Origin of the sequence: Aeromonas sp. 2MA4 (assembly GCF_029237305.1) — a bacterium.
Lineage (GTDB): Bacteria > Pseudomonadota > Gammaproteobacteria > Enterobacterales > Aeromonadaceae > Aeromonas > Aeromonas salmonicida.
This window is the reverse complement of sequence record NZ_JAACFY010000008.1, coordinates 108,354-134,590: the sequence shown is the minus strand read 5'-3', so window position 1 is coordinate 134,590 and position 26,237 is coordinate 108,354. Positions and strand designations below refer to the sequence as shown.

The following is a 26,237-nucleotide window of genomic DNA, read 5'->3' as shown; positions in this document are numbered from 1 at the left end:
CCGGTTTCCAGCCAAATAGAAAAGGCCCCGCCACATTGGCGGGGCCTTTTCATTGGTGTCATGGGCGTATCAGTAACCCTTGTCGAAGTCTATCTTGCCATCCAGCGGCTGGCCGTCGATGAAGCGGATGTAGTTGCGCACGAAGATCTGGGCCACATCATCGGGGAAGCTGTAGGCGCTGTTGTGCGGCGTGATGATGAGGTTGGGCTGGCCCCAGAGCGGACTGTCAGCGGGCAGGGGCTCCTGCTCGAACACATCCAGCACCGCCATGCCCAGCTTGCCGGTACGCAGGGCAGTGAGCAGATCGCCTTCGTTGATGGCATTGCCGCGACCGACGTTGAACAGGATGGCGCCCGGCTTGCAATGCTCGAAACGGGATGCGGTGAACAGATGATGGGTCTCGCGGGTGGCGGGCAGGACGCTGACGATGACATCGGCCTGGGTCAGCATCTTGTTGAGTGCCGGTAGCTGATACACCTGATCGAAACCGGCCCGCTCACGGCCGCTGCGGCTGACGCCGAGCACCTTCATGCCAAAGTGTTTGCCGGTGTGGGCTATGTGCTGGCCTATGCTGCCTGTGCCCAGGATCAACAAGGTGCGTCCCTTGAGCCCCTGATAGGGATGACTCTGCCACAGTCGCTGTTTTTGCTGTTCCCGATAGAGTGGCAACTGACGCATCAGGCTGAGCAGGTGGCCGAAGACATATTCGCTCATCAGCGGACCGAAGATACCGCGCACATTGGTGAGCTGGTAATCACGGCGGCAGCGTGCATCCAGCAACACATCGACCCCGGCATAGGTGGACTGAAACCAGCTCAACTTGTTGGCCTTGGCCAGCAGCGGCTTGGCACGTGCCGGCTCGGCCATCAGGATATGGGCTTCCCCGATCAGTTTCTCGGCATCGCTCTGGTTGTCGGCTCTCAGAATACGCAAATGGGGGAGGTGAGCCGCCTTGAGCAGACGCTCGTAGTGCGCGTTGTCCTGGCTGAGCAAAAGAAGGGTACGTTGACTCATACTCTTGTTCCTTATCAGATTTGCGGCGCGGGAGAGAGGCCGCTCTGTCTTCATCTTACCCGAGTTGATCGGGCAAGATAGTCGAGCAGGCCGCTTTTTCGTTTTCGAGCGGCCCCTCGTGGGCTACAATCTGCCCCACATTTTGCAAAGGATCCGACTCCAGTGTTTGGTGACAAGTTTTATAAGCGACTGGCCGAGCTACAGCCTTGGCAACAGACCGTCTACACCCTGGCGCTGGCAGAGCGCATGTACCCCAACTATGCGTTGTTTGCCCAGGCGTCCGGCTTTGGTGATGCGAAGGCTTTTCGACACGCGCTGGATCAGATGTGGAACTACCTGACGGTGAAGGGATCCCGCGTCAATCTGGGGGCTATCCTGGAGGCGTTTGAAGTTTACATTCCGGAGCCCAGCAAGTTTGAATCCTACGGTGCCTATCCGGCACTGGATGCCTGCGTGGCACTAGGCAGCGCCTACAACTCGGTGATCTGCCGGGTCGGTGAAGAGGCCGAAGATGCCAGCCATGCCTCAGTGGGAACCGTGGCCGGTTTCATCGAGATGCTGGAAGAGCGCGAGCTGACCGAAGAGGAACTCTACGAGCACGAGTACATCGAGGCCGAGCTGGAGTTTCAGGTTGAGCTGCTCAAGCGGGTGGCCCACGAGCGTGACAGTGACCGCATCCTGGCGATCAAGGTATTTGCAGCCCAGGACGGTGTGTCCAACATCGGCATCAGCCTGGACGAGTGATACAGCCACTGGGTCTGTAGAAAACGTCTCCATAGAAAAAAAGCTCCCGACGGGAGCTTTTTTTATGCCCGTACCCTTTTCATGCCCGTTCTTCGGTGAGCGGACGAACGCTCAATACGGGAGCGGCATCTATCGCGTCGGCATTCATCATCGACGAGATGCGCTGCAGGGAGGAGAGCAACAGGGTCTGCTCCCAGGCTTCCAGTGCCTGAAAGCGCTGGATGAAACGTTCTTGCAGCGGGGTTGGCGCCTGGGCCAGCAGGGCACGGCCTGCGTCAGTCAGTGTCGCGTGAACCTTTCGCTTGTCGGTTTCACTGCGAATGCGCTGTACCAGCTGGCGGCTCTCGAGACGGTCCATGATGGTGGTCGCAGTAGCCTGACTCATGTTGGTGTGGTCGGCCAGCTGACGCATGGAAATCTGTCCCAGCTCGTTGATCCCCTTGAGCAGCAAGAGCTGCGGCGACGTCAGTCCGGCTTCCTTGATCAAGCGCTTGGAGTGCATATCGATGGCACGAATAATCTGGCGCAGTGCAACCAGCACTTCATCATGTTTTTCCATGGGTGTGAGTCATTGCAGGGCTGTTGAGAGGCGCAAAATTCTCCGCCTATTTCATCACAAGATCAATATGGTTTTGGTCTAATGATTTCTGCTCTAATGGTTTTTGTGTTAGATTATCGGCCGTTCACCGAATTTTAACCTGATATTTGAGGAGTAAAATGATGAATGACTATCTGGACATCAGGTCTCTGGTGGCTGATTTACGTGTGGTCAGAGTCCGTTACGAACTGCCTGACACCTCGGCGTTCGTACGTTATCAGCCTGCCTATGAAGAGGATCCCAATACCCTCAAGGTGCATCATTACGACGGTGAGCTGCCGCTCTCTTGTAGCGAGACTGGTGCTTTCAACCTAAAGGAATTGGTGAACGAGTTGCGCTATGCCTATGTGCTGGTCCACCTGTTCCCTGACGAGAGCGCCATGAATTTCTACCTGACCGGCCTCGATACCGGTCTGGCCCAACTGGAGTTTATCGGCGGATCCTACGACTTCAACCGGCTCTGGATCACCAGCGGCATCTCCAATCTGGGTGTGCCCATGGCCATCTTCCTGGGCAAGCGCCATGCCGTAAATGGTCAACCTTCCGTCACTCTGGTAGATCATCGCGAACTTGCTGCCGGCCAGATGGTCTATCGCGCCATCGGCGGTGCAGGCGAGCATGTGGGTGAAGACTTTTTCAACAACGACTAAGGAGGCCCGATGAGAGCAACCAAAGGGCTATTGAAAGGCCTGAACCCGACCATGGCCATGACGGCCCTCACCGTCATCACCCTGTTCCTGCTGTTCGGCGTCTTTGTACCCGAGACGGCCGCCGCCTGGTTTACCGGCGCCAAGGATCAGATCATTGCCGGGTTCAAGTGGTACTACATTCTGGTGGTCGCCCTGTTCCTGTTCTTCGCCGTCTATCTGATGTTCAGCCGCTTTGGCAGCATCCGCCTGGGTGACGACGATCAGGTACCGGAGTTTGGCTACTTTGCCTGGTTCTCCATGCTGTTCAGCGCCGGCATGGGCATAGGTCTGGTGTTCTGGAGCATTGCAGAACCCATGAATCACCTGCAGGGCAACCCCTTCATCACCGAAGGAATGACGCCGGAGGCGGCCCAGATCGCCATGCGGCTGACCTTCTTCCATTGGGGTCTTCACCCCTGGGCCATCTATGTGATCGTCGGCCTGTCGCTGGCTTTCTTCAGTTATCGCCGCAAGTTGCCCCTGGCCATTCGCTCTGTGCTTTACCCCATTCTCGGTGAGCGCATCTACGGCTTTTGGGGTCATGCCGCCGACGTGCTGGCGGTGTTCGGTACCGTGTTCGGGGTGGCAACCTCCCTCGGCCTCGGCGTCTCCCAGATGAATACCGGTCTGAACCAGATGTTCGGCATGGCGGTGTCGCAGTCCAACCAGCTCTGGCTCATCGGCGGTATCAGCCTGATCGCGACCCTGTCTGCGGTCTCCGGCGTGGGGCGCGGGGTCAAGATCCTCTCCGAGCTCAACATCTGGCTGAGCGTCTTCGTGCTAGGCCTCTTCCTGGTGCTGGGGCCGACCACCTACATACTCAACGCCTATGTGCAGAATATCGGTGACTACCTGCAAAACATCGTCAAGCTGAGCTTCTGGACCAACACCGAAGCCAACGGTACCTCGGCCTGGCAGTCGAGCTGGACCGCGTTTTACTGGGGCTGGTGGATCGCCTGGGCACCGTTTGTCGGCATGTTTATCGCCCGCATCTCCAAGGGCCGTACCATACGTGAGTTCGTGCTCGGTGTGCTGCTGGTACCCTCCCTGCTCGGCATGTTCTGGTTGACCGTGTTCGGCGGTACTGCCATGAACCTGGAGCTGTTCGGCGCTGGTGGCGTGGTGGCGGCGGTCAATCAGGACGTGACCCTGGCGCTCTACAAGACGGTGGATCTGATGCAGTGGGAGACCTTCGGCTGGATCGCCAAGGCGGTATTGACCCTGCTTATCTGCACCTACTTCATCACCTCCAGCGACTCGGGCACGCTCGTTATCACCACGCTGCTCTCCATCGGCGATCAGGATCCTCCCGTGTTGCACCGTGCCATCTGGGGCCTGGGGCAGGGGCTGGTCGCCGCTATTTTGCTGGTGTCCGGTGGATTGGCAGCCTTGCAGGCGGCCAGCATCATAGCCGCACTGCCGTTCTCGGTGATCATGCTGGCCATGTGTTACTCCCTGGTGCTGGGGCTCAAGCAAGAAAGTCAGCATCAGTTCGAGTATCGACAGAAGCTCAAGCGTCACCCCGGCTCGGTCAACCTGAGTCTGATGGACCGGATAGGTCCGGGCTGATGGCCTGAGAGTCAAACCGTGCAAAGTAAAAGGGGAACCGTGAGGTTCCCCTTTTGTATGCTGCTGTAGTCAGCTGGCGGTTAGAGCATCTGCTTGAGGCGATAGAGGAGATCCAGCGCCTGACGAGGAGTGAGCTCGTCCGGCCGTACCGCTTCCAGCTCATCCACTACAGGGTGGGATTGGGGCAGCAACGGTATGGAGGCAGGGCGAACTTCCCCTGTGGCCAGGGGCGTGGCGCTTTCGAGCTCCGCCAGCTTGTGGCGAGCCTGATTGATCACCGATTTCGGCACCCCCGCCAGCGCTGCCACTTGCAGGCCGTAAGAGCGGCTGGCCGCGCCTTCCTGCACCGCGTGCATAAAGGCGATGGTGTCGCCGTGCTCCACCGCATCCAGATGGACGTTGGCCAGCCCGCTCATCAGCTCGGGCAAGCGGGTCAGCTCGAAGTAGTGGGTGGCGAACAGGGTATAGGCGCCAATCTTGCTTGCCAGCTGCTCGGCGCAAGCCCACGCCAGGGAAAGACCATCGTAGGTGCTGGTGCCGCGGCCAATTTCGTCCATCAGCACCAGACTGCGGGCGGTGGCGTTGTTGAGGATGTTGGCTGTTTCTGTCATCTCCACCATAAAGGTGGATCTGCCCGATGCCAGATCGTCCGACGCCCCGATCCGGGTGAAGATGCGGTCTATGGGGCCGATGCGGGCGCTGTCGGCGGGCACGAAGGCACCGATATGGGCCAGCAGCACGATAAGGGCCGTCTGGCGCATATAGGTGGATTTACCCCCCATGTTGGGGCCCGTGATGATCAGCATCCTGCGCTCCCGCTCAAGCCGGATCGGGTTGGCGATAAAGGGATCGCTCATCACCTGCTCCACCACCGGATGACGGCCCGCCTCGATCAGGATCTGATCCTCGTCAATCAGGGTCGGGCAGCGGTAGTCCAGGGTCTCGGCCCGCTCGGCCAGGTTGGCCAGTACATCCAGCTCTGCCAGCGCGGACGCCGACTCTTGCAGATCGCCGAGGTGGGGCAGCAGGGTGTCGAGCAGCTCTTCGTAGAGCCGTTTCTCCAGCGCCAGCGCCTGGGCCTGGGCGGTGAGCACCTTGTCCTCGTATTTTTTGAGCTCGTCTATGATGTAGCGTTCGTTGTTCTTCAAGGTCTGACGGCGGATGTAGTGGGCCGGTACCAGATGGCTGTTGGCGCGGCTCACCTCGATATAGAAGCCGTGCACCCTGTTGTAGCCCACCTTGAGGGTGTTGATGCCGGTCAGCGCCTTCTCGCGCTCCTCGATGCGGGCCAGACTGGCGGTAGCGCCGTTGGCCAGATCCCGCAGCTCGTCCAGCTCCTGATTGAAGCCGTCACGGATGACGCCCCCATCGCGGATCAGCACGGGCGGCACCTCCATCACGGCACGCTCCAGCAGGTCGAGCAGCTCGGGGAAGGTGCTGGCCCGCTCGGCCAGTTGCTGTACCGCTTCGTGCCGGTTGTCCGCCAGCAGGCGCTGCAACTCTGGCAACTGGGCAAACGCCTGACGCAAGCGAGTGAGGTCGCGGGGGCGGGCAGAGCGCAAGGCGAGGCGAGCCAATACCCGCTCCACGTCGCCGACCTGGCGCAGCAGGGCGCCCAGCTCGTCATAGAGGTTCTGCTCGATCAGTTCCTTGATGGTGCTCTGGCGACCTTTCAGGATCACCCGATCGCGGATCGGCTGGTGGATCCAGCGCTTGAGCAAACGGCTGCCCATGGGGGTGGCAGTGCGATCGAGCACTTCGGCCAGGGTATTTTCATAGCCGCCCGCCAGATTCTGGGTCAGCTCCAGGTTGCGGCGGGTGGCGGCATCCATGATGACCGCATGGTCCGGCTGCTCGAGGCGCACGCTGCGGATGTGGGGCAGGGCGGTGCGCTGGGTGTCCTTGACGTACTGCATCAGGCAGCCGGCGGCGCACAGGGCGGTCTCGCTCTTGTCGACCCCAAAGCCCACCAGATCCTGAGTGCCGAACTGCTGGCACAGCAGCTTGCGGGCTGTGCCCAGTTCAAACTCCCATTCGGGACGGCGGCGCAGGCCACGGCGGCCCTCGACGTGCTGCAAAAATGCGAAGGATTCCGGATAGAGCAGTTCAGCCGGGTTGGTGCGTTGCAGCTCCGCCAGCAGCGTCTCTTCCTTGTCGAACTGGTTGATGAAGAAGCGGCCAGAACCTATGTCCATGGTGCCGTAACCGAAGCGACGGCCATCGTGATAGACGGCGGCGATCAGGTTGTCCTGTCGCTCCGAGAGCAGCGCCTCGTCGGAGACGGTACCCGGGGTGATGATGCGAATGACCTTGCGCTCCACCGGCCCCTTGCTGGTGGCGGGATCCCCCACCTGCTCGCAGATGGCGGCAGATTCGCCGAGCTGTATCAGCTTGGCCAGGTAGCCTTCGATGGCGTGATAGGGCACCCCCGCCATCGGAATGGGGTTGCCTGCCGACTGGCCGCGCTTGGTCAGGGAGATATCGAGCAGCTGGGAGGCCTTGCGGGCATCGTCGTAGAAGAGTTCGTAGAAGTCACCCATCCGGTAGAACAGCAGTATCTCGGGGTTCTCGGCCTTGAGGCCAAGGTATTGCTGCATCATGGGGGTGTGCTGCTGGATGTTTTCTATGTTAATCAATGTGCATCCACCATTAAGTCGTTGTTTTTGAGCTGTGTTGTCATCTGGCATCGGGTCTGTGATGTGCTGTTTTTCCACGGATGAGCGTCTGGAATGAGAGGCTCGATGAGGCGATCATCCGAGGAGTATATTGAGTCCGGTGCGCGTCAGCCCGGGTGGCAAAGCGTCACACCACAACCAAGGCCACGAGTTGGTGCCAATCTTATCATCCCTGCCGTGGCAACAAAGGCCATGCATTCACAAAATCATCCGGACTACCCACAACAGGGAAAATGCCAAAAACAGAGTGCAGAGATAGTGTGGGCATATTGATCACTTCAACTATTCTTGTATAGTTGAATCCATTCCATGGATTGAGGGACTTCAAATGCACAAAGATGTGGCCACCAGGGTGTTCGAGTCTCTCGCATCCGGTATCCGTCTCGATGTATGGCGCTTGCTGGTCAAGGCCGGGTTGGAAGGGCGGGTGGCCGGTGAGCTCGCTGGCGAGCTCGACATTGCACCGAACAGCCTCTCGTTTCACTTGAAGGCCCTGCTTCACGCCGGACTGGTATCGGTGGAGCAGGAGGGGCGTTTTCTGCGCTATCGCGCCAATATCCCCCTGATGCTCGATTTGATCGGTTATCTCACCGAGGAGTGCTGTGCCGGTCACCCCGAAGCCTGTGGCGTGATGCGGGCCGAATCCGGCTGCTCGCCCCATGTATTGCCCGAGCAATCTTGCTGCAATAAGGAGTAATACCATGTCAGTTATCCAGATTTTCGATCCGGCACTGTGCTGTGCCAGCGGTGTGTGCGGAACCGAGGTTGAACAGCGCCTGGTGAGCTTCGCCGCCGACCTCGCCTGGGCCAAGGGGCAGGGGGTTGCCATAGAGCGATTCAATCTGGCCCAGCAACCCATGGTGTTTGCCGAGACAGCGGCGGTGAGTGCCTTTCTTGTCCACGCGGGGGAGGAAGGCTTGCCGCTGGTGCTGGTAGAGGGTCAGGTGGTGCTGACAGGCCGTTATCCCAGCCGCGCGGAATTGACCCGTTATGCCGGTCTTGCGTCACCGAAAGCGGCTGAAAGCGGTGGCACAACAATCGATGATGCTGAAGCCAATCCGCCAGCAGCCGGGCCGGGCAAAGCGGGCGCCATCAAAGGGATCGTCAAGGGTGGCTGCTGCTCCGGCAGCAGCGGTTGCTGCTAAGCGTGACCCTTTAGTTGGCCGTATCCCTGCCGCCTGCGGGGTTGATTGCCTTGTTTTGCCTGATAGGAGTCCCTTATGTCCTCGTTTCTGAGCTATTCGTTTCTGACTGATGCACCGCCGTTTCTCTTTTTTACCGGCAAGGGTGGCGTAGGCAAGACCTCGCTGGCCTGCGCCAGCGCGGTCGCCTTGTGTGATAGCGGTAAACGGGTGCTGCTGGTCAGCACGGATCCGGCCTCAAACGTAGGTCAGGTCTTTGATACCCAGATAGGCAACAGGATGACCGCCATAGCGGCAGTCAGCGGACTGTCGGCGCTGGAGATAGACCCGCAAGCGGCCGCGCAAGTCTATCGGGAACGGATCGTCGGCCCGGTGCGCGGCAAATTGCCCGACAGCGTGGTGCGCAGCATTGAAGAGCAGCTCTCCGGTGCCTGCACCACAGAGATTGCCGCCTTTGACGAGTTCACTGCCCTGCTGACCGACATCAAGCTGGTGGGGGAATACGACCACATCGTTTTCGACACGGCACCCACAGGTCACACCATACGTCTGTTGCAACTGCCGGGGGCATGGAGCGAGTTTCTGGAGCAGGGCAAGGGGGATGCCTCTTGTCTGGGGCCACTGGCCGGACTGGAAAAACAGCGAAGCCAATACGCAGAGGCCGTTGCAGCCCTGTCAGATGCCGGGAAAACCCGGCTTGTTCTGGTGGCTCGGGCGCAAGCCTCGACCCTGCGGGAAGTAACGCGTACCCATGACGAACTGGCCGCTATCGGCCTTGCCAATCAGCAACTGGTCATCAATGGCATCTTCCCCCAAAGCGAGCTGGCGGATGACCCCCTGGCAACTGCCGTATGGCAACGTGAGCAACAGGCGATGGCGCAGATACCAGCGCTGCTGGCCAGTCTTCCACAAGACAGAGTGCCGCTGCTGGCCACTAATCTGGTAGGGGTGGAGAGCCTGCGCCAGTTGCTCGGTGCAGCGCCTGTCAACGGGACCGACGAGGTCGAGCGCCCGGCCGCCGAGTCACAGGACCAGCAACATCCCGGCTTGAAGCAACTGGTCGACGAGCTGGCCACCGATGGTCACGGGCTCATCATGCTGATGGGCAAAGGCGGTGTGGGTAAAACCACCCTGGCGGCAGCGGTGGCGGTAGAGCTTGCCAGTCGGGGCCTGCCGGTTCACCTGACCACCTCAGATCCCGCGGCCCATTTGGGGGAGACACTGGCAGGGGCACTGCCCAGCCTGGAGGTCAGCCGTATCGATCCCCACGCCGAGACCGAGCGTTACCGCGCCCAGGTGCTGGCCACCAAGGGGGCGAGTCTGGATGCACAGGGCCGGGCTCTGCTGGAAGAAGATTTGCGCTCTCCCTGTACCGAAGAGATAGCCGTGTTTCAGGCCTTCTCGCGGATCATCCGCGAGGCGGGCAAGCGCTTCGTGGTGATGGATACGGCGCCCACCGGTCACACCCTCTTGCTGCTCGATGCGACCGGTGCCTATCACAGGGAAATTGCCCGTCAGATGGGGGGCAAGGGGATGCACTTCACCACCCCCATGATGCAGTTGCAAGACCCGAAACAGACCAAGGTGATGATAGTCACCCTGCCCGAGCCCACCCCGGTGCAGGAGGCGGCCAACCTGCAAGCTGACCTGCGCCGTGCCGGTATCGAGCCCTGGGCCTGGGTGGTCAATCACATGCTGGCCCCGGCCAGCGTCACCTCGCCACTGCTGGCCCAGCGAGCGTATCGTCAGCAGCCCCATATCGAAGCGGTCAAGCAGGAGCATGCGAAGCGTTATGCCGTAGTGCCCTTGCAGGCCGTCGAGCCAGTGGGTGTCAAGGCGCTGCAAGCGCTGTGTCACCCTGTCCACAGGGCGGGGTGACATGCATCAGAGCGAGTTTACTGCCAAGGCGCAACCAACAGAGGCATTTGCCCGGGTTGAGTCCTTCGTTTCATCCAATCCCCATGGAGTCTCTTGATGAGTACCAATGCCTGCTGCGATCTGCCCGTCAGCAAAAAAATGAGCTTTCTCGACCGCAATCTCACCCTCTGGATCTTTGTCGCCATGGGCATGGGGGTGGGGATTGGCTATCTGTTCCCCCAGGTGGCCCAGTGGAACGAGGCCATGTCGGTCGGCACCACCAATATCCCGCTGGCCATCGGCCTTATTCTGATGATGTATCCGCCGCTGGCCAAGGTGAATTACGGCACCATGGGGGCCATGACCCGCGACCGTCAGGCGATTACCCTCTCACTGGTGATGAACTGGCTGGTCGGCCCCATCCTGATGTTCGTGATAGCCCTGACATTCTTGCATGACTACCCGGACTACATGGTGGGCCTGATCCTGATCGGTCTGGCACGCTGCATCGCCATGGTGCTGGTGTGGAACGATCTGGGCGGCGGCAACAAGGAGTACGGTGCGGGTCTGGTGGCGCTCAACAGCGGTTTTCAGATCCTTACCTACAGCTTCATGGCCTGGTTGTTTATTACAGTGCTGCCTCCGCTGTTTGGTTTGCAGGGTTTCGCGGTGGATATCACCATGCTGGATATCGCCGAAAGCGTGCTGATCTATCTGGGGATCCCCTTCCTGGCAGGCTTCCTGAGCCGGAAATACCTGGTCAAGGCGAAGGGGGAGAAGTGGTATAACGAGCGTTTTATCCCCGCCATTTCGCCCATCACACTGATCGCCTTGCTGGCCACCATAGTGCTGATGTTCAGCCTCAAGGGCGAGATGATCGTCGAGCTGCCGATGGATGTGGTACGCGTTGCCATCCCGCTGGTGGTCTACTTTGTGCTGATGTTCTTCACCAGTTTCCTGGTCGGCAAGAAGCTGGGTATTCCCTATGACAAGAATGCCTCCATCGCCTTCACCGCCACCGGCAACAACTTCGAGCTGGCCATTGCGGTTTCCATCGCCGTGTTTGGCCTGAATTCGGATCAGGCGTTTGCCGGTGTGATAGGCCCGCTGGTGGAGGTGCCTGTCTTGATCGCCTTGGTCAATGTGGCTCTTAGAATGAAACGCAACTATCTCAACGCAGAGGCTTAATCATGCATAACACCCAGATCACCATTTACCACAACCCGGCTTGCGGCACCTCCCGCAATACGCTGGAACTTATCCGCAACTCAGGGGTTGAACCGACCGTCGTTCACTACCTGGAGACACCGCCGAGCCGCGAGACGCTGGTTGCGCTGATTGGGGCCATGGGGATGCCGGTGCGCGACCTGCTGCGCAAGAACGTCCCTCCTTATGAGGCGCTGGAACTGGCCGAAAACCGCTTCAGCGATGACGACTTGATCGACGCCATGCTGGCCCATCCCATCCTGATCAACCGCCCCATAGTGGTGACCCCGCTTGGTACCAGACTGTGCCGCCCATCGGAAGTAGTGCTGGATATATTGCCGAGCCCCCAGCAAGGCGCTTTTACCAAGGAAGATGGGGAGAGGGTCGTTGATGCAGAGGGGAAGCGGATCAAGTAAAGGTCGAGAGCAGGCCTTGGAGTTGATGACGTTTTGCGAATCGAACCTTGTCTCTTGTCGCTCTTATCATCAGGCCATCACCTGTGTCTAGCTGCAAGAAAACAACAAAGGGCGCTGAGGCGCCCTTTGGTTTGATCGAGATGGCTAAAGCCTGCTGTTAATCAACCCGTGTTGCGCATGCCTGCGGCAATACCGGCTATGGTGACCATCAGCGCCTGATCCAGCTCGGGATGCAGGGTCTCGGTGTGGTTGCGCGAGCGGCCCAGCAGTTCGACCTGCAGCACGTTAAGGGGATCCGTGTAGGGGTTGCGCAGATTGATGGACTCCTTGATCCAGGGCTGGTCGTCCAGCAGGTCTCCCTGCGGGCGCAGCTGCAGCACGATCTGGATGGCGTCGGCAAGCTCCTGGCGCAACTGCTTGCCCAGATTCCACAGCTCTTGCGGTACCAGACGGGTGTCGTAGTACTCGGCGAGCCAGAGGTCGGCCTTGAGGAACACCATCTCCAGCATCTCGAGGCGGGTGCGGAAGAAGGGCCACTGGCGGCTCATCTCTTCCAGCACGCTCTTCTGACCGTCCGTGATGGCATGCTCCAGCCCCTTGTGGGCGCCAAGCCAGGCCGGCAACATCAGCCGGTTCTGGGTCCAGGCGAAGATCCAGGGGATGGCGCGCAGACTCTCGACGCCGCCGTTGGGCTTGCGCTTGGCCGGGCGTGAGCCGAGCGGCAGCTTGCCAAGTTCCATTTCAGGGGTGGCGGCGCGGAAGTAGGGCACGAAGTCCGGATGACCGCGCACTATGCTGCGGTAGTGATCGCAGGAGACGGTGGCAAGTTGTTCCATCACGGCGCGCCAGCTCTCTTTCGGCTTGGGCGGCGGCAGCAGGTTCCCTTCCAGCACGGCGCTGGTGTAGAGGTTCAGGCTGTGAATGGCGACTTTCGGCAGACCGAACTTGAAGCGGATCATCTCGCCCTGTTCGGTCACTCGCAGCCCACCGCGCAGGGATCCTGGCGGTTGGGACAGGATCGCCTGATGGGCGGGGGCGCCGCCACGGCCGACGGTGCCGCCACGGCCATGGAACAGGGTCAGGCGCAGATTGCTGGCTTCGGCCAGTGCCACCAGAGATTCCATGGCAGCGTACTGGGCCCAGCCTGCGGCCATCATGCCCGCATCCTTGGCGGAATCCGAGTAGCCGATCATCACGTACTGGCGACCCTGGATATAACCGCGATACCAGTCCACCGACAACAGGCGCTCCATCACGGCGGTGCCCGCCATCAGGTCTTCCTGGGTTTCGAACAGGGGGGCGACCGGCATGCGGAACTTGCAACCGGCTTCTTTGAGCAGCAGCTGTACCGCCAGTACATCGGACGGGGCGCCCGCCATGGAGATAATGTAGATGCCGAACGCATCCGGGTCGTGTTGGGCGATCACCCGGCAGGTGTCTATGGTCTCGCGGGTCTCGTCGCTCGGCTCCCAGTCAGTCGGGATCAGGGGGCGGCGGGAGTTGAGCTCATTGAGCAGGAAAGCCTGCTTATCGTCTTCGCTCCACTCTGCGTAGTCGCCCATGCCGAGATAACGGGTCAGCTCGGAGAAGACCTGACCGTGGCGCTCGCCATCCTGACGTATGTCCAGCTTGACCAGATGGATGCCGAAACAGGCCAGCTTGCGCAGCACGTCCAGCAGCATGCCGTCGGCGATGTTGCCCATGCCGCAGGCGTGCATTGAGTGGTAGCAGAGCTCCAGCGGCTCGCGCAGCTGGGCTGTGGTGGTGATCAGGTCGCGGCTCTCGCTCACCTGACCCTGCACCTTGGCGGTGAGGTATTCCTGGGTCTCGCGCAGCGCTTCACGCAGCTCGCGCACCAGAGCGCGATAGGGCTCGGGGTGATCGCCCACTCGCTCGCGTACGGCGTCGGTGCAGTCGGACATGGAGAGCTCGGAGGTGAGCTCCTTGATGTCCTTGTAGAAGAGGCTCACTGCCATCCAGCGGCCCAGTTCCAGTACCTCTGCGGTCACCTTGGCCGTAACGAAGGGGTTGCCGTCGCGGTCACCGCCCATCCAGGAGGTGAACTTGACCGGCGCGGCATCCAGCGGCAGCCGCACACCCAGGTGCTGTTGCAGACGCTCGTCCAGATTGCGCATGAATTCGGGAATGGCCGGCCAGAGGCTGTTTTCCACCACGGCAAAGCCCCACTTGGCTTCGTCTACCGGTGTCGGGCGCTGCTCGCGGATCTCGTTGGTGTGCCAGGCCTGATTGACCAGCTGTTCGATGCGATTGAGGATCTTGTCCCGCTCGCGGGGCAGCAGATCGGAGAGTTCCAGCGCTTCCAGGCAGTCGTTGAGCTGCACGTGTTTGTGGATCAGGGTTCGACGGGTCACCTCGGTCGGGTGAGCGGTCAGCACCAGATCGATATCCAGCTCGCGCACGGCCTGGATGATGGCCTCCTGCGACAGGTTGGATGCCTTGAGTTTGGCGAACATCTGCTCCAGCGGATCCGGCGTGCAGACCTGCTCTTCGCAGCGGCGGGAGATGGTGTGGAACTGTTCGGCCACGTTGGCCAGGTTGAGAAACTGGCTGAAGGCGCGGGCCACCGGCAACAGCTCGTCATCGCTCAGGGTGCGCAGGGTTTCGAGCAGACGTTCCCGGTCTGCCTCATTGCCTTTGCGGGAGGACTTGGCCAACTGGCGAATGGTTTCGATCTTGTCGAGGAAGGCTTGTCCCTGATGATCCTTGATGGACTTGCCCAGCAGTTGACCCAGCATGCCTACGTTGGCGCGTAGAGCGGCGTACTTTTCGTTCATTCCACATCCTTATCTGGTTGGTGTCTCTCTCCATCCGAGGTGAGAGACAGCCTCACTTATTGTTGTGTGATTACAACATATGCTCCGTCATCTTAGGGTGACAATCTACCCAGATTGTCTGCGCAAGGTCAAATAACAGGCCGATTCAGAACATGTATTTCCTTCACCTGTCCCGGGCAGACTGTCAGTAACTTACTTACATACCCTATGGCTTACAGGCAGAAGCGGCGGATCAGGTGTTGGAGCACTGCCGTGGTGGGTTTGACGAACGACAGATCCAGGTATTCGTCCGGCTGGTGGGCCTGGGCTATGTGGCCAGGGCCCATCACTATCGTCTGGCATCCCAACTGCTGGATAAAGGGCGCTTCGGTGCAGTAGTTCACCGATTCCGCTTTGTGTCCGCTCGCCTGCTCCGCCTCGCGCACCAGCACTGAGTCGTCCGCGCAGGCATAGGCGGGAATGGGCTCGTGCAGGTGTTGCAGGTGCAGGCAGCCTGGCTGGTGAACTTCTATGGGCGCGAGCGCCTCTTTGAGCATGCCCATCAGCTCGTCCGGCCCCACTTGCGGGGTGGGACGCATGTCGATGTGCAGCTCGCAGCAGCCGCAGATGCGGTTCGGGCTGTCTCCCCCATGTATGTATCCCAGATTCAGCGTGGGTTGCGGCACCGCGAACCGGTAGTCGGCATAGGTCTCTTCCAGACGCAGTTGCAGGCGCAGCACCCGCCCCATGGCCTGATGCATGATCTCCAGTGCATTGACGCCGTTGGCGGGATCCGAGCTGTGACCGCTCTTGCCAGTAATGCGGATCGCTTCCGACATGTGGCCCTTGTGGGCCACCACGGGCACCAACCCGGTCGGTTCGCCGATCACCGCATAGTCTGGCTTGATCTCGGCCGCGGCGGCGATGGCGCGTGCCCCCGCCATTGTGGTCTCTTCATCGGCGGTGGCCAGAATGCGCAGCGGCTTGGTGAGAGTGGTGAGGTCGATCTCTTTGAGCGCTTCCACTATGAAGGCGAAGAAGCCCTTCATGTCGATGGTGCCGAGGCCGTACAGGCGGTTGCCCTCTTCGGTCACCTTGAAGGGATCCTTGCTCCAGCCCCCTTCATCGAACGGCACTGTGTCCGTGTGGCCCGCCAGCAGCAGGCCGCCTTCTCCCTGGCCTATGGTGGCCACCAGATTGAACTTGCCGGGCAGCTCCGGCAGCGCCGTCACTTCACACTGAAAGCCGAGTTGGCCGAACCAGTCGGCCAGCAGCCGGATCACCGCCTCATTGCTCTGATCCCAGTGCGGATCTGTGCTGCTAATAGAGGGAATCGCAATAATATTCTTATAAAGTGCAAAAAAATCCAGATTGGCCATCAGCTGCTCCTTGCGTCCCCGGAACGTTTCTGTTAGAAAATACAAATGCAAAGTGAGTGCATGAATATTCTGTGAGTTTGCCTGAATTCGTGGCTCATCAACAAGGCTTCTAGTTGTAAGGGAAAGTTAATGTTCTGTCACCTGATCTATAACCGACGACACAACCCCGCCTGAATTGCCCCTCCGCACTCGTTGCATTGAAGGGGCGGTTCCTCACCCCTTGCACTGTCTGCAGCGCCATGCTGTGAATTTCGAACTCTGACTTGGAATACTCAAAAATGCTTAACACCGTTATCGTCGGTGCCAGTGGCTACGCGGGAGCCGAACTGGCCGCACTGGTCCAGAACCATCCTCAACTCAAGCTGTTCGGTCTCTATGTTTCCGCCGGCAGCCAGGATGCCCACAAACGCTTCTCTTCTCTGCATCCCCAGTGGGTCGGCGCGCTGGATCAGCCGCTGCTGCCGCTGGATGAAGATGGCATGACCCGGATCCTGACCCAGGCCGACCTGGTGTTGCTGGCGACCGCCCATGAGGTGAGTGCCGAGCTCGCACCCAAGTTCCTGGCCAAGGGGCTGCCGGTGTTCGATCTCTCCGGCGCCTTCCGGGTCAAGGACCAGCAATTCTACTCTTCCTTCTACGGCTTCACCCACGAGAACGAGCAGTTGCTGGAGCAGGCCGCCTACGGTCTGGCGGAATGGAACAGCGATGCCATTGCCGCCGCCCAGCTGATTGCTGTGCCAGGTTGCTACCCGACTGCTTCTCTGTGCGCCCTCAAACCGCTGCAACAGGCCGGTCTGATTGCCGAGGGGTGGCAGCCCATCATCAATGCGGTATCCGGCGTCTCCGGGGCCGGTCGCAAGGCGGCCATCAATACCAGTTTTTGCGAAGTGAGCCTGAGCCCCTACGGCACCTTCAACCACAGGCATCAGCCGGAGATCAGCCACCACCTGGGCAAGGAGGTGTTGTTCCAGCCCCACCTTGGCAACTATGTGCGCGGCATCCTGGCCACCATTTATGTGCAGCTGGCGGATGGCGTGACGCCGACCCAGGTGGATCAGGCATTCCTCAAGGCCTACGAAGGAAAACCCCTGGTGCGCCTCACCGGCCAGATGCCCTCCATCCGTGGCGTGGCAAGCACTCCCTACTGCGATATCGCCTGGCAGCAGCAGGGCAATATGCTGGTGGTGGTCTCTGCCATCGACAACTTGCTCAAGGGCGCCGCCTCCCAGGCAATGCAATGCATAAATATTAAATTCGGTTTTGACCCGGCCACCGGCCTGATTTAAGAAAGGATTGAGAGATATGGACAAGCAGACACTGGTTATCAAGTTGGGTGGGGCCCTGATCGAGAACGACGAGGCGCTGACCGCCCTGTTCGGCACCCTCAAAACGTTTCTGGATGAGCAACACAGACCCCTGGTGCTGGTGCACGGTGGCGGCTGTCTGGTGGATGACCTGCTCAAGGGATTGGGCCTGAGTTCCACCAAGAAGAACGGCCTGCGGGTCACCCCGTTCGAGCAGATCCCCTTCATTGCGGGTGCGCTGGCCGGGACGGCCAACAAGCAGATGATGGCCAAGGCCATCGCCACCGGTATTCCGGCAGTGGGTCTGTGCCTCGCCGATGGCGGTCTGTGCCAGGTGACCCAGCTCGATCCGGATCTCGGTGCGGTCGGTGATTGCCAGCCGGGCAACCCGGCGCTGGTGACCGGTATTCTGGGGCAGGGGTTCCTGCCCGTGGTGAGCTCCATCGGCATCACGGCCGACGGCCAGCTGATGAACGTCAACGCGGATCAGGCTGCCACCGCCATCGCCGAGGCGCTCGGCGCCGATCTGGTGATGCTGTCGGACGTGAGCGGCATCCTGGATGGCAAGGGCAAGCTGGTGCCGCAGCTGAACAAGGCAACCGCACTGGATCTGATGGAGAAGGGCGTGATCAGCGATGGCATGGCGGTCAAGGTGAAAGCCGCCTTGCACGCCGCCGAGACCCTCGGCAAGCCGGTCTGTGTCGCCAGCTGGCGTTACCCGGATCAACTGCTCAAGCTGCTGGCTGGCGGTGCCGTCGGCACCCAAGTCACCCTCTAACCCTGGCTGGAAAAAGGAACCTCCGATGCAACATCTTCTGAAAGATAGCGATCTGAGCAAGGCTCAAATCGAGGCGCTGATAGCGCTGGGGAAAGCGGTCAAGGCCGACCCGAAGAAGTACAGCCAGGCACTGGCGGGCAAGAGTGTGGTTACCCTGTTCGAGAAGCCCTCGTTGCGTACCCGGGTGACCTTCGACATCGGCATCGCCAAACTGGGCGGCCATAGCGTCTATCTGGATCAACAGAACGGTGCCCTGGGCAAGCGGGAATCGGTGAAGGATTTCGCCACCAACCTGTCCCGCTGGTGTGACGCCATAGTGGCGCGGGTATTCGATCACCAGACCCTGGTTGACCTGCAAGCCTACGGCTCTGTGCCCGTGGTCAACAGCCTGTGTAATCTTTACCACCCCTGTCAGGGGCTGGCCGACTTTATGACCATTGCCGAGCATTACGACGATCTGTCGAAGGTGAAGCTTGCCTACCTCGGCGATGGCAACAACGTCAGCCACTCTCTGCTGTTGCTGGGGGCCACTCTGGGTACAGACGTGACCCTGATCTGCCCGAAAGGCTATGGCCCGGATACCCAGATCTTCCTGCAGGCCCAGGCGCTGGCGGCCGATTCCGGCGCCACCATTCACATCAGCGATGACGTGGGCGACATTGAAGGGTTTGACGTGGTTTATACCGATACCTGGGTCTCCATGGGTGACAACACACCAATGGAGCAGGTAAAAGATATCTTCATGCCTTATCAGATCAACCAGGCCCTGCTTGAGCGCACCGGCATCCAGCACGTGCTGCATTGCCAGCCGGCGCACCGGGAGCTGGAGATCACTTCCGACGTCATGGACGGGCCTGCTTCCCTCATCATGGATGAGGCAGAGAACCGGATGCATATCCAGAACGCCGTGCTGCTGACCCTGCTTGGCAACAAGTAGCGGAATAAGCAACGCGACCACCGACCCTGAATTACAACACCTTATCGAATCATCATGGAGAGAAGTAAAATGAGCGGAATCAACAAGATCGTACTGGCTTACTCGGGCGGACTGGATACCTCGGCCATCATTCCCTGGCTCAAAGAGCACTACGATGCCGAAATCATCGCCTTCGTCGCCGACGTGGGTCAGGAGCGTGACGATCTGGAAGGGATAGAGCAGAAGGCCATCGCTTCCGGCGCGGTCAAATGCATCGTCAAGGATCTGCGGGAAGAGTTCGTCAAAGAGTACGTCTATCCGACCCTGAAAACCGGCGCCGTCTATGAAGGCACCTACCTGCTTGGCACCTCGATGGCCCGTCCCATCATTGCCAAGGCGATGGTGGAAGCAGCGCTGGCGGAAGGCGCCGATGCCATCTCCCACGGCTGTACCGGCAAGGGCAACGATCAGGTGCGTTTCGAAGGTGCCGTGGCTGCCCTGGCACCCCAGTTGAAAGTGATCGCCCCGTGGCGTCTGTGGGACATGCGCTCCCGGGAAGATCTGCTGGCCTATCTGGAAGCCCGCGACATTCCCTGCAAGGCGACTCTGAAGAAGATCTACAGCCGTGATGCCAACGCCTGGCACATCTCCACCGAGGGTGGCGAGCTGGAGAGCACCTGGAACGAGCCGTCCGAAGCGGTCTGGCAGTGGACCGTCTCTGCCGAGCAGGCACCGAACGAGCCGGAATACGTCAAGCTGACCGTCGCCAAAGGCGAAGTGGTTGCCGTGGACGACCAGCCGCTGAGCCCGCACCAGATCCTGACCACCCTGAACGAGCGTGCCGGCAAGCACGGCGTGGGCCGGATCGACATCACCGAAAACCGCATGGTGGGCATGAAGTCCCGTGGCTGCTACGAAACTCCGGGCGGCACCGTCATGGTGGCGGCACTGCGCGCGGTGGAAGAGCTGGTACTGGACAGACCGACTCGCGCCTGGCGGGAAAAGCTGGGTGCCGAGTTCTCTCACCTGGTCTATGACGGTCGCTGGTTCACTCCGCTGTGCAAGGCCATTGTCGCCTCCGCCAATGCCATCGCCGAGGATCTCGACGGTGAAGTCATTCTGAAGATGTACAAGGGTCAGGTCACTGCGGTGCAGAAGAAGTCGCCGAACAGCCTCTACTCCGAAGACTTCGCCACCTTCGGCGCCGACGAGGTGTACGACCAGAGCCATGCGGAAGGCTTTATCCGTCTCTACACCCTGGCCAGCCGGATCCGCGCCATGAAGGAGCAGCATCAGGCGATCGGTGGTGACCACACCCACGGCTAAGCTGACGCCAATCCGCTGATACTGGTGAGGGGGCATGGCCCCCTCTTTTATCAGTCCTCCCATATGGCGGGGCGTGAGCAGAGCGGCAGCACCTCGGCCGCTTCTGTGAGATAACAGGCTCGCAGAAAAACAGGGCACGATTTCAAGCTCGACGGCGCCAGACGCCGCCGACAACGCATTCAAGGAGAGTAGTATGGCACTTTGGGGTGGACGCTTCAGTCAGGGAGCCGATAGCAGGTTCAAGCAGTTCAACGATTCGCTACGGTTCGATTACCGGCTGGCGGAGCAGGATATCCAGGGCTCCATGGCCTGGGCCAAGGCGCTGGTGAAAGTGGGCGTATTGACCGCCGACGAGCAAGGAAAGCTGCAACAGGCGATGGAAGTGCTGCTCGCCTCGGTGCAGCAGGATCCCCACCAGATCCTCAATTCCGATGCCGAAGACATTCACTCCTGGGTCGAAAGTCAGCTCATTGCCGCCGTCGGCGATCTTGGGAAGAAGCTGCACACCGGCCGCTCGCGCAACGATCAGGTCGCCACCGACCTGAAACTCTGGTGCAAGGCGCAGGGCGAGCTGCTGCTCGGTTCCATCAGTGCCCTGCAAGCCGGGCTGGTCGCCTCTGCCCGTGCCAATCAGGCTGCCGTGCTGCCGGGCTACACCCACTTGCAGCGCGCCCAGCCGGTCACCTTCGCCCACTGGGCGCTGGCCTATGTGGAGATGCTGGAGCGGGACTATTCCCGTCTGCAGGATGCCCTGAAGCGGCTCGACACCAGCCCGCTCGGCTGCGGCGCCCTGGCGGGTACCGCCTATGCCATCGACCGTGAAGCGCTGGCACTGGACATGGGCTTTGGCGGCGCGACCCGCAACAGCCTGGATTCGGTGTCGGACAGGGATCACGTGGTGGAGCTGATGCACGTGGCGTCCCTCTCCATGACCCACCTGTCGCGTTTTGCCGAAGACCTCATCTTCTACAACACCGGCGAGGCGGGCTTTGTCGAGCTCTCCGATGCAGTCACCTCGGGTTCCTCCCTGATGCCGCAGAAGAAGAACCCGGATGCGCTTGAGCTCATTCGTGGCAAGACAGGGCGGGTGGTCGGCGCCCAGATGGGCATGCTGATGAGCCTGAAGGCGCTGCCGCTGGCCTACAACAAGGACATGCAGGAAGACAAGGAAGGGCTGTTCGATGCCCTCGACACCTGGCACGACTGCCTCGACATGGCTGCGTTGGTGCTGATCGACCTGAAGGTGAACGTCGAGCACACCAAGGCGGCGGCCCAGGGCGGCTACGCCAATGCCACCGAGCTGGCGGACTATCTGGTGGCCAAAGGGATACCCTTCCGTGAGGCGCACCATATCGTCGGCGAGACAGTGGTCTATGCGCTTGAGGTGAAGAAGCCGCTGGAAGATCTCTCTTTGCCCGAGTTCCAGCGCTTCAGCCCCGTCATCGGCGAGGATGTCTATCCCAACCTGGAGCTGGAAGCGACGCTGGCCAAGCGGGTTGCCAAAGGCGGCGTCGCCCGCGAGCTGGTGGATGCGGCCCTCACCGCCGCCGAACAGTGGCTGGCCAAACGGGCGGGTTAACCCCATCGGCTTGTCATTCGAAGAAGAAAGCAAAACGGCAACCCGAGGTTGCCGTTTTACATTAAGTTAATACAGCCATATTGTTCTTGATGAAGGTGGGATTTATTTCTGTGTGTTCATTATCTAATTTAAGCAGATATCGGATTTAGTATGTATTTCAGCTGCTCGATCAGTGTATGCATATTTGTAGAGGGATTAACCCCTCCTTCATCGCCGACCCTTTTCATAGACCGCTTTGAGTTAGAAATTGCATTACTAATGTCTGATTTAGTTCTATCATAGATGTCCCTATCTGATTTGTCATAATCATTAATGTAGTGTTTTTTTATCTCTCGGATTACATCATCACAATACTCAAAATGGGCACTGGTGTAACGACCATGATATAGTACCCAAATCTCAAATGAAGGATAACTCACTATGAGATAAAATTTTGATTTTGTTTTCCGAAGAGACATGTGACGAGTTATTTTATCAATTGCTCGATCAAATGACTCATGATGATCTCGGTCTATCACACAATACACCTGATCATAAATATCTTCCCCTACAGGCTCAGAGCAAGATATAGCAGTATCAACTACATTGATTGGTGCCGAACCAGAGCCAGATACAACCTTGACATTGGCACTACTTAAACCTATATCCAGAACGAAACCCTCCAAATAATATTTGGCTGATTTTGTATCCTCACATACAATCAGAACTTTATCATATGACTCTCTTTTTGATTTTGCTCTAGAAAATATATTTCCATTAGCCCTCCTTTCTTTTCTCGCCATAAATTAACCCTCTTTCTCATTCAGAGAGGGAGCAGCATCCCAAGCTTCAAGCATACTGGAAACATTTACCATCGGTACGGCACCATACCGACCATCAAGATATCTTTTCCTTATATTCTCATCTTTTCTAGCGGAAAAGTCTGACAATGGCTCTAGTACTGATCCTTTTCCAGATGTCCGCTTCATTAACCAAATTTGATCTCTGCGCATTAACTCATCAGAAAGAAGAGATACCTCATGAGTAGTAAAAATCAGCTGTGCGTGATTTTTATTTGCCCTGCTATAGAATAGCTTGACTAGAAACGATGATAGTGACGGATGAAGATGAAGACTCAATTCATCAATAATTAATACATAACCATTTTCTAAAGTATCAATCCATGGCCCTGACAACTGGAAAATACGTTGTGTCCCATCAGACTCTTGCTCATAATCTAGCTCTGCTATATCACCATCATCCATTTTATGCACAGTTTTAAAGTCAACAAACTTAACATCCTCTTTATCTGTATCATACTTTTTAAGTATATCATCAGGGATATCTTCTCTTTCTTCAACAACAAAGTCACTGATACTAAAGTCTGCAGACTTCATGAATTTCAATATATTCTGCTTTGTTTTTATTTGTGATATTTGCTCAAGTGAAAAAGACTCACCAACACCATTTACGCTAACTACTCTTAATGTATGTCTAAACCAGTCAAGAACTGGCTTCAATGCTTCTGATTTTAATTGGACAGCTGTAGATAAGAATAGCGCATTATTTCTTGTCGCTGTCTCCCATAATTTTTTAGACCCTGATAAAAAGTCACTTCTCTCATAAGCGCTTTCACCAGACTCATCTACATATCGCATAATCCATTTCTGTGCTCTACCTTTTGGATATGCAAATAACCATTCATCAACAATTCTATTTTTGTTATATGAGAAACCATATTGGTATCTGATGCCTTGGGTAACAAACTCAATATCAAATTCAGTATCTTCCTCTTTACTATCTTTAGAAAAAAGATATGGATTATATGGAAGTTCATCACCCTCTTGGGTTCTTGCTGAGCGAATTATAATATTCCTCATCTGGGCCATTGCATATATACAATGACTTTTACCAGAAGCATTCGGCCCATAGATAGCAGCTGTTCTTAACAAATCTTTTGTTGCTGGAGCCCCAGGGGAAAACGTTTTAACTAACGGGCCACCAATTTCTTTCTCAGCGTTGGCCACCATACTAAGTGTGAGTTCGTCTCTAATGGAACCAAAGTTAGTGACTTTGAATTGTATAAGCATTATCCGCCTCCAAAACTACCAATGGCAATAATTTACGTAAAAACCGCAAAAATCAACCAAAAATAGTGTTCAGGACCAACAAAATTCAAAAACTCCCCATAAGACACAGCTAGGCGACAAGAAAGCAGCAAAAATAGCGGCTTCTTTACTACCAACAACTCTTCATCCTTCATCAAAGACTGAGATTAAACAGTTGACCAATTTTCTCTCCCTTGCCATTGGGCAGGGTCTGCTTGAAGGCGCCGAGCAGTTGATCCAGATTGAGGTCGCTGCTGCCCAGTGTGCCTTTGAGGGTATCGAGTCTGCTTTGCAGGGCATCCAAGCGGGTGCTCTGGGTGCCGTTGGCGAGCTGGTTGCGGGCTGTGTCTATGGCCTCGGGCAGGGACTGGCCATTGTTCTCCTGCCCCAGGGTCTGCATCAGCTCGCTCATAAACTGGTTGATGGCGGGGCGGTTCTGCTCGCTGTCGGCATCCTTGACCCCCAGCCGCTGGAACAGGCTCTGGACTGTGGGGGGCAGGCGTTCTTCCTGTACCGGCTCAGGTTCGGGCTGGGCTTTGGCGTTGCTGCTCAGCAGATAGCTGCCCAGCTTGAGGGCTATCGAGGCGATGGGAAGCAGGGTGCTGATCATGATGTCACTCTCCGGTACGGCTGATGACAATGACAGAGCAGGGATTGAGCCAGTTTGGCGAAAAATGCAGCAATCTAAGACAGGGTCCTGATCCTGCTGTGAATTTAGTTTTTGGGGCTATACGGGGGAGGGTAAGGATTGCGGGAGAAGCGGCAAACCCTTGCAGCGCCAGGCTGGCCGGTTTGCCGCCGAGGTCGCCGGATCAGAGGTCCCTGAAGGGGCGACGCTTCTCCTCTTCGATGACGATGGCTTCCAGGTTGGCAATACGCTCCTGCAACTTGTTGATGATCACATCCTGCTTGCCGAGGCGGTCAGTGATGCGGGCATCTCCCAGCTGGTAGCGTGCTCGTTTGGTGAGATAGCCGAACAGCATGCTGATAAAGACGATCAGGACTATGCCTGTCCACATGGTCATGAGTGACTCCTTGTCGATAAATATGCGAGAAATGGCCCTGTTGTCTCATACCCGGTGAGGAGCCGCAATGCCCGCTCTGGTGGTGAGCATGAGCCCGGAGATACCCGGGATCATGCCATTGATGGCCTCGTTCCTGTCCGGGACTTGATGCCGGCCACGTTTGTGGTAGTGGCGCCTCAGACCCCCTGCCAGAGGGGGCGTCCTAGCCAGAGTCCCCACAGGGTGAGGTGCAGAAGCACGATAAACCAGAACACCAGCCGGTAGCTGCCCTTCTGGGTCTTGTGGCGCAGCCAGTGACGGGCGACCAGCGCCCCGGGCCAGCCACCGCACAGCTCCAGCAGATGGAGGCGGGATTCGGGGATGCGCCAGCCGCCGCGAATGGCCTGCCGCTTGTCGTGGGCGTAGGCCAGTACCGTCAGCAGACTCATGGTGGTGAGGATGGCGAGCGGCCACCAGTTGGCGTCAACAAGGCCAAGCCAGGCGGTCCAGAGCAGTGGAAACAGGGCGAGCCAGATCACAGTGCCAGCTCCCAGCCACGGGGGGCGTCAGGGCTCAGACTGCGGATCACGCGAGCGGGGTTGCCCACCGCCACCGAGTCGGCGGGGATGTCGCGAGTCACAACGGCGCCAGCCCCTATGATGGAACGCGCCCCTATGGTGACACCGGGGCAGATGATGGCGCCGCCGCCAATCCAGCAGTCATCGCCTATGTGTACCGGCTTGTTGTAAGCGGTCCAGTTGCGGCGCTCCAGGTAATCCATGCTGTGGGTGGCCGTGTAGATCTGCACGTTGGGGGCCAGCAGCACATGGTTGCCGATATGCACTTCACCCACATCGAGAATGGTGACGTTGAAGTTGAAGAAGGTCTGCTCGCCTATGTGGATATTGCGGCCAAATTCACAAGTGAAAGGAGTGCTTATCCAGCTGGAAGCGGGACAGTGGCCGAACAGCTCGCCGCACAGGCGCTGGCGCAAGGGGTGATCCCCAGCGGATGACGCATTGAGTTGTGCCAGCAGCGCCTGACCCCGGATCCTGTCATCCGCTATCTCCTCGCTCTGGCTATCCAGGGCGCCGCCCGCCAGTATCTTGTCCCAGTCGCTTGCCATGCTCGTCTCTCCTCATGTGCCAAGAGGAGCCAGTATACGCCACCCGTCTTGCAG

24 protein-coding genes are annotated in these 26,237 nt (G+C 58.4%); 13 read left to right on the top strand and 11 right to left on the bottom strand.

Going from position 1 to position 26,237, the window contains the following annotated elements:
- Nucleotides 1–69: 69 nt before the first annotated feature.
- Nucleotides 70–1,014: a D-2-hydroxyacid dehydrogenase gene (locus tag GWQ31_RS10670; protein ID WP_059111792.1), complete on the bottom strand. Its 945-nt coding sequence runs from the start codon at nt 1,012–1,014 to the stop codon at nt 70–72.
- Nucleotides 1,015–1,176: 162 nt separating this feature from the next.
- On the opposite strand from GWQ31_RS10670, the gene GWQ31_RS10665 reads away from it, so the two are divergent.
- A complete protein-coding gene (locus tag GWQ31_RS10665; RefSeq protein WP_021139694.1) occupies nt 1,177–1,758 on the top strand; it encodes a YjaG family protein in 582 nt (193 codons plus the stop codon).
- A 79-nt stretch (nt 1,759–1,837) separates the two neighbouring features.
- Here the strand turns inward: GWQ31_RS10665 and GWQ31_RS10660 are convergent, their stop codons facing one another.
- Entirely contained in the window at nt 1,838–2,317 is a 480-nt protein-coding gene (locus GWQ31_RS10660) for a MarR family transcriptional regulator (RefSeq protein ID WP_005313803.1), read from the bottom strand.
- A gap of 161 nt (nt 2,318–2,478) precedes the next feature.
- On the opposite strand from GWQ31_RS10660, the gene GWQ31_RS10655 reads away from it, so the two are divergent.
- On the top strand, nt 2,479–3,006 hold the full coding sequence (locus tag GWQ31_RS10655; RefSeq protein WP_159165506.1) for a hypothetical protein: 528 nt from the start codon (nt 2,479–2,481) through the stop codon (nt 3,004–3,006).
- Between the two features lie 9 nt (nt 3,007–3,015).
- Nucleotides 3,016–4,614 carry a BCCT family transporter gene (locus tag GWQ31_RS10650; RefSeq protein WP_234575943.1) on the top strand — a complete coding sequence of 533 codons (1,599 nt, stop codon included), beginning with the start codon at nt 3,016–3,018 and terminating at the stop codon, nt 4,612–4,614.
- Nucleotides 4,615–4,694: 80 nt separating this feature from the next.
- On the opposite strand, the gene mutS is transcribed toward GWQ31_RS10650, so the two are convergent.
- Nucleotides 4,695–7,250 (bottom strand): DNA mismatch repair protein MutS, encoded by a 2,556-nt coding sequence (gene mutS / locus GWQ31_RS10645; RefSeq protein ID WP_275909326.1) that lies wholly within the window; start codon nt 7,248–7,250, stop codon nt 4,695–4,697.
- Between the two features lie 367 nt (nt 7,251–7,617).
- On the opposite strand from mutS, the gene GWQ31_RS10640 reads away from it, so the two are divergent.
- From GWQ31_RS10640 to arsC, 5 genes are all read left to right on the top strand, one after another.
- On the top strand, nt 7,618–7,986 hold the full coding sequence (locus GWQ31_RS10640; protein ID WP_021139691.1) for a helix-turn-helix domain-containing protein: 369 nt from the start codon (nt 7,618–7,620) through the stop codon (nt 7,984–7,986).
- Between the two features lie 4 nt (nt 7,987–7,990).
- Nucleotides 7,991–8,434: an arsenite efflux transporter metallochaperone ArsD gene (gene arsD, locus GWQ31_RS10635; RefSeq protein ID WP_275909325.1), complete on the top strand. Its 444-nt coding sequence runs from the start codon at nt 7,991–7,993 to the stop codon at nt 8,432–8,434.
- Nucleotides 8,435–8,509: 75 nt separating this feature from the next.
- On the top strand, nt 8,510–10,309 hold the full coding sequence (arsA, locus tag GWQ31_RS10630; protein ID WP_275909324.1) for an arsenical pump-driving ATPase: 1,800 nt from the start codon (nt 8,510–8,512) through the stop codon (nt 10,307–10,309).
- Between the two features lie 96 nt (nt 10,310–10,405).
- Nucleotides 10,406–11,476, top strand: coding sequence for an ACR3 family arsenite efflux transporter (gene arsB, locus GWQ31_RS10625; protein ID WP_275909323.1), 1,071 nt, complete (start codon nt 10,406–10,408; stop codon nt 11,474–11,476).
- A gap of 2 nt (nt 11,477–11,478) precedes the next feature.
- Nucleotides 11,479–11,910: a glutaredoxin-dependent arsenate reductase gene (gene arsC / locus GWQ31_RS10620; protein WP_275909322.1), complete on the top strand. Its 432-nt coding sequence runs from the start codon at nt 11,479–11,481 to the stop codon at nt 11,908–11,910.
- A 161-nt stretch (nt 11,911–12,071) separates the two neighbouring features.
- Here arsC and ppc read toward each other — a convergent pair whose 3' ends face one another.
- Together ppc and argE are read right to left on the bottom strand one after the other, a co-directional pair.
- The gene (gene ppc, locus GWQ31_RS10615) at nt 12,072–14,705 is read right to left on the bottom strand and encodes a phosphoenolpyruvate carboxylase (RefSeq protein ID WP_021139685.1); all 2,634 of its coding nucleotides are present in this window, start codon (nt 14,703–14,705) and stop codon (nt 12,072–12,074) included.
- Between the two features lie 212 nt (nt 14,706–14,917).
- Nucleotides 14,918–16,063, bottom strand: a complete 1,146-nt coding sequence (gene argE, locus GWQ31_RS10610) for an acetylornithine deacetylase (protein ID WP_219593355.1) — start codon at nt 16,061–16,063, stop codon at nt 14,918–14,920.
- 278 nt (nt 16,064–16,341) lie between these two features.
- Between argE and argC the strand changes: the two genes are divergently transcribed.
- From argC to argH, 5 genes are all read left to right on the top strand, one after another.
- The gene (gene argC / locus GWQ31_RS10605) at nt 16,342–17,349 is read left to right on the top strand and encodes an N-acetyl-gamma-glutamyl-phosphate reductase (RefSeq protein WP_021139683.1); all 1,008 of its coding nucleotides are present in this window, start codon (nt 16,342–16,344) and stop codon (nt 17,347–17,349) included.
- A 16-nt stretch (nt 17,350–17,365) separates the two neighbouring features.
- Nucleotides 17,366–18,145: an acetylglutamate kinase gene (argB, locus tag GWQ31_RS10600; RefSeq protein WP_058395388.1), complete on the top strand. Its 780-nt coding sequence runs from the start codon at nt 17,366–17,368 to the stop codon at nt 18,143–18,145.
- A 25-nt stretch (nt 18,146–18,170) separates the two neighbouring features.
- Nucleotides 18,171–19,082 carry an ornithine carbamoyltransferase gene (locus GWQ31_RS10595; protein ID WP_059168825.1) on the top strand — a complete coding sequence of 304 codons (912 nt, stop codon included), beginning with the start codon at nt 18,171–18,173 and terminating at the stop codon, nt 19,080–19,082.
- Nucleotides 19,083–19,151: 69 nt separating this feature from the next.
- Nucleotides 19,152–20,387 carry an argininosuccinate synthase gene (locus GWQ31_RS10590; RefSeq protein WP_005313759.1) on the top strand — a complete coding sequence of 412 codons (1,236 nt, stop codon included), beginning with the start codon at nt 19,152–19,154 and terminating at the stop codon, nt 20,385–20,387.
- Nucleotides 20,388–20,580: 193 nt separating this feature from the next.
- Complete coding sequence (gene argH, locus GWQ31_RS10585) at nt 20,581–21,966, top strand: argininosuccinate lyase (RefSeq protein ID WP_275909321.1); 1,386 nt, start codon at nt 20,581–20,583, stop codon at nt 21,964–21,966.
- A 128-nt stretch (nt 21,967–22,094) separates the two neighbouring features.
- Here argH and GWQ31_RS10580 read toward each other — a convergent pair whose 3' ends face one another.
- From GWQ31_RS10580 to GWQ31_RS10555, 6 genes are all read right to left on the bottom strand, one after another.
- On the bottom strand, nt 22,095–22,748 hold the full coding sequence (locus GWQ31_RS10580; RefSeq protein ID WP_275909320.1) for an RloB family protein: 654 nt from the start codon (nt 22,746–22,748) through the stop codon (nt 22,095–22,097).
- A 3-nt stretch (nt 22,749–22,751) separates the two neighbouring features.
- Nucleotides 22,752–24,035: an ATP-binding protein gene (locus GWQ31_RS10575; RefSeq protein ID WP_275909319.1), complete on the bottom strand. Its 1,284-nt coding sequence runs from the start codon at nt 24,033–24,035 to the stop codon at nt 22,752–22,754.
- Between the two features lie 172 nt (nt 24,036–24,207).
- A complete protein-coding gene (locus GWQ31_RS10570; protein WP_275909318.1) occupies nt 24,208–24,663 on the bottom strand; it encodes a hypothetical protein in 456 nt (151 codons plus the stop codon).
- 202 nt (nt 24,664–24,865) lie between these two features.
- Nucleotides 24,866–25,078 (bottom strand): hypothetical protein, encoded by a 213-nt coding sequence (locus GWQ31_RS10565; protein ID WP_111588049.1) that lies wholly within the window; start codon nt 25,076–25,078, stop codon nt 24,866–24,868.
- Nucleotides 25,079–25,254: 176 nt separating this feature from the next.
- Nucleotides 25,255–25,596 (bottom strand): DUF1294 domain-containing protein, encoded by a 342-nt coding sequence (locus GWQ31_RS10560; protein ID WP_021138873.1) that lies wholly within the window; start codon nt 25,594–25,596, stop codon nt 25,255–25,257.
- Complete coding sequence (locus GWQ31_RS10555) at nt 25,593–26,183, bottom strand: sugar O-acetyltransferase (RefSeq protein ID WP_059168818.1); 591 nt, start codon at nt 26,181–26,183, stop codon at nt 25,593–25,595. Before GWQ31_RS10555 ends, GWQ31_RS10560 begins: the two co-directional genes overlap by 4 nt.
- Nucleotides 26,184–26,237: the final 54 nt, after the last annotated feature.